4 protein-coding genes are annotated in these 2,914 nt (G+C 58.8%); all 4 read left to right on the top strand.

Annotated elements, in window-relative coordinates:
• Positions 1 to 207 precede the first annotated feature (207 nt).
• The 4 genes from HY896_11680 to HY896_11665 all read left to right on the top strand — a co-directional run bounded on the left by HY896_11680 (position 208) and on the right by HY896_11665 (position 2,856).
• Positions 208 to 894: an RNA-directed DNA polymerase gene (locus tag HY896_11680; protein MBI5577008.1), complete on the top strand. Its 687-nt coding sequence runs from the start codon at positions 208 to 210 to the stop codon at positions 892 to 894.
• Positions 895 to 1,164: 270 nt separating this feature from the next.
• A complete protein-coding gene (locus HY896_11675) occupies positions 1,165 to 1,566 on the top strand; it encodes a type II toxin-antitoxin system RelE/ParE family toxin (protein MBI5577007.1) in 402 nt (133 codons plus the stop codon).
• Entirely contained in the window at positions 1,550 to 1,921 is a 372-nt protein-coding gene (locus HY896_11670) for a helix-turn-helix transcriptional regulator (GenBank protein MBI5577006.1), read from the top strand. The genes HY896_11675 and HY896_11670 overlap by 17 nt, the downstream gene beginning before the upstream one ends.
• Positions 1,922 to 2,040: 119 nt before the next feature.
• On the top strand, positions 2,041 to 2,856 hold the full coding sequence (locus tag HY896_11665; GenBank protein MBI5577005.1) for an RHS repeat-associated core domain-containing protein: 816 nt from the start codon (positions 2,041 to 2,043) through the stop codon (positions 2,854 to 2,856).
• Positions 2,857 to 2,914: the final 58 nt, after the last annotated feature.

The following is a 2,914-nucleotide window of genomic DNA, read 5'->3' as shown; positions in this document are numbered from 1 at the left end:
CGCCCCCGGACAACCAGGAAGCCACACCCGCATAATCGCGAATCTCTCTCATCAGGAAGCTGTTTGTAGTCACACGCCTGAAAAGCGTTCCAAATTGTCTCTTCATATCAGCATGTTGCAAGAGGGGTTGTAAAAGTCGAGCCAGGGTCTCCTTCCCCAAGCCAAGCGGCGCCAGGTTCAGACGTGACTTCTTCGGGGACGCCGCAAGTGGGGAGTATCAGCCCTTTGCTGGCGAACATCTACCTTAACTATGCACTCGATCTCTGGGCCGACCGGTGGCGTCGACAGCAGGCACGAGGGAACATGATCATCGTGCGATACGCTGACGACTTTGTGGTCGGCTTCCAGCGACGCTCGGATGGAGAGCGCTTCTTGAAGGAACTCCGCGACAGGCTCCGGAAGTTCAACCTGGAACTGCACGAGGAGAAGACACGCTTGATCGAGTTCGGCCGCCACGCTTCGGAGAATCGAAAGAAACGTGGGGAAGGAAAACCGAAGACCTTCGACTTTCTGGGCTTTACGCACATATGCGGCAAGAGCAGAAGGAAGCTGTTCACGGTGATCCGAAGGCCGAAGAGGAAGAGGAGACACGCCAAGCTCAAGGAGATAAAGGAACAGCTCCGGCGGCGGAGGCACGATCCTCTCCCGGAGGTGGGCCAGTGGCTGCAAACGGTACTGCGGGGATGGTATGGCTACTTTGCCGTTCCCTACAGTTACCCGGTGCTCTTGTCGTTTCGCCGACGGGTGGTCGAACTCTGGCTGCATGCTCTCGCAAGGCGTAGCCAGAAGGGCCGCGTGACCCGGAGTCGGATGAAGGGCATCGCAGACCGTTGGCTGCCTCCGCCGCGAATCCTGCATCCACATCCTTGGAAGCGCTTACACGTCACGACCTGAGGCAGGAGCCGTATGAGGTAGTCCCTCACGTACGGATCTGTGCGGGGGGCGCCCGGTAACGGGCGTCCCTACCGCGACCCCCGAGGCAAGAGCAAGGTCAACCCGTCGGCGCGTGAGTGTGCGGTCTCCGTGCTCGGGCTTCGGCCCTCTGTTGGGGGCCTCCGCTCCTGCGCGCGGAGCCCGCGGGGGACGCGACGGAGAATCCCGGGCGAACTCCAAACCGATGAATATGGCCTTTACTGCATATGGAACGGAGTCCATAATATGATCATGAAGTGGGAGGTGGTCTTCCACGACGAGTTTGACGAGGAGTTCAAGGCTCTCGACGAGGGGCTACAGGATGAACTTCTCGCCCATGCGATCTTGCTCGGGGACTATGGCCCGAATCTCGGACGGCCGACGGTGGATACGCTCAGCGGTTCGAAATATCCCAACATGAAGGAACTCCGCTTCAACTGGGAGAAAGAGGTCTGGCGGGTGGCGTTCGCCTTCGACCCCAGACGACAGGCCGTTCTGCTCGTCGGCGGGGACAAGGCGGGGGCGGATCAGAGACGATTTTACAAAAGGCTCATCCACGTTGCCGACGAGCGGTTCGGGAGGCATCTGACACACTTAAGCGCCGAAAGGAAGAGTCGGAAAGGAAAGGAGACAGGCCGTGGCAAGAAATCTTGAACAGGTACTCGCGAAGCTGCCCCGGAAGCGCCGGGAGAAGGTCGAGCGCCGGGCGGCGGAACTCGCAACCTTAAAGGACCTGCGCCAGGCCGTGGAACGGACACAGGAGGAGCTCGCATCCTCTCTCGGTGTTGGTCAGGACACCATATCGCGCCTCGAACAGAGGAGCGACATGTTGATCTCGACCTTGAAGCGTTACGTCCAGGCGATGGGCGGAGAGCTTGACTTGGTCGCCCGGTTCCCCCACCGTCCCCCGGTGGTGATCGATCGGATCGCGGAGCCAGTCCCGGCCCGCCGATCCGTGCTTCGGAAATCCGCTCGGCGGAAAAAAGCGGTGTCTGCGGCGAACGCCTGACGGAATCATCGACGGGCGCGCGTGGAGCCCGGGCGCGCGCGTCCGTCGCCGACAAACGCGTCGTTCTTGCCTCGTCCCTCTTCTTCCTTTAGCTGCCTGCTCTTGATACGATCCCTTCTATGCAGACCGGGGCAGCTAAAGAAAGAAGCTCCTCCGCGCGACCGTACCGCACTTTCGAAAACCGCATCAGGGGTCTTCGACCCCTCCGGTCCGCCCCTCGTCGGGCTCAAAGACCTGTGAAGCCGCCGACCGCATTAAGGAAAACACCCGTGCATACGACGGAAGTGCGGCGGGCGGTTCTGTTCTCCGGTACCAACCCGTCCTTCGACCTCCCCGTTGGGTTCGCGTGCGGGATCGCGGAAAGTGCGACAGGGTTGGTGAGGTTCGGGTTCCGCGACTACGAGCCGGGAACGGGGAGGTGGACGGCGAGAGATCCGATCCTGTTCGAGGGCGGGCAGGGGAACCTGTTCGGGTACGCGTTCAACGATCCCGTGAACTTCGTGGATCCCGATGGAGAGGCAGTGTTGTTCGCGCCGGTGGTTTATTTTGCGTTGGCAAAAGGAGGCGCAATTGGAGTGGTGTATATCGGCTCCAAGTATGGCGCCGCGTTCGCGGATTGGTGGAATCAGAAAGGGATGGACCCTTGCGGACAAGCTGGAAGAGGGAAAAATGTCAACGATGTAAACCAAGCTTTTGGAAAGATCGGCGCGATCGGTGCGGCGGAAATTGGGGGATTTGGGGCGATCAATGCTGCCGTGGCGGCGGGGCCTATAGTGACGACGGCTATTCTGATGAATCCACAATCAGTACAGAAAGCAGGCGAGTTTGTTGGCGGATTTGTTATGACAAGTCCACCGAATACTATGAACAATGCGATTGGAACAGGGACAAGATATATTACAGATTCCTTTGATATAACCAAACCATGGTGGTAATAAATTAGTTGGGAGCTATTTTGAAAAAATATAGATACGACGTAGTTATATTCGGCAT

It is taken from the genome of Deltaproteobacteria bacterium, from assembly GCA_016218975.1.
Classification (GTDB): Bacteria; Desulfobacterota; Deferrimicrobia; order Deferrimicrobiales; family Deferrimicrobiaceae; genus JAENIX01.
This window is presented reverse-complemented; position numbering and strand designations above follow the sequence as displayed.

Bases quoted from the DNA above. Each gene is read 5' to 3' on its own strand.
- HY896_11665 (MBI5577005.1), top strand. From the start codon at position 2,041: ATGCAGACCGGGGCAGCTAAAGAAAGAAGCTCCTCCGCGCGACCGTAC.
- HY896_11675 (MBI5577007.1), top strand. From the start codon at position 1,165: ATGAAGTGGGAGGTGGTCTTCCACGACGAGTTTGACGAGGAGTTCAAG.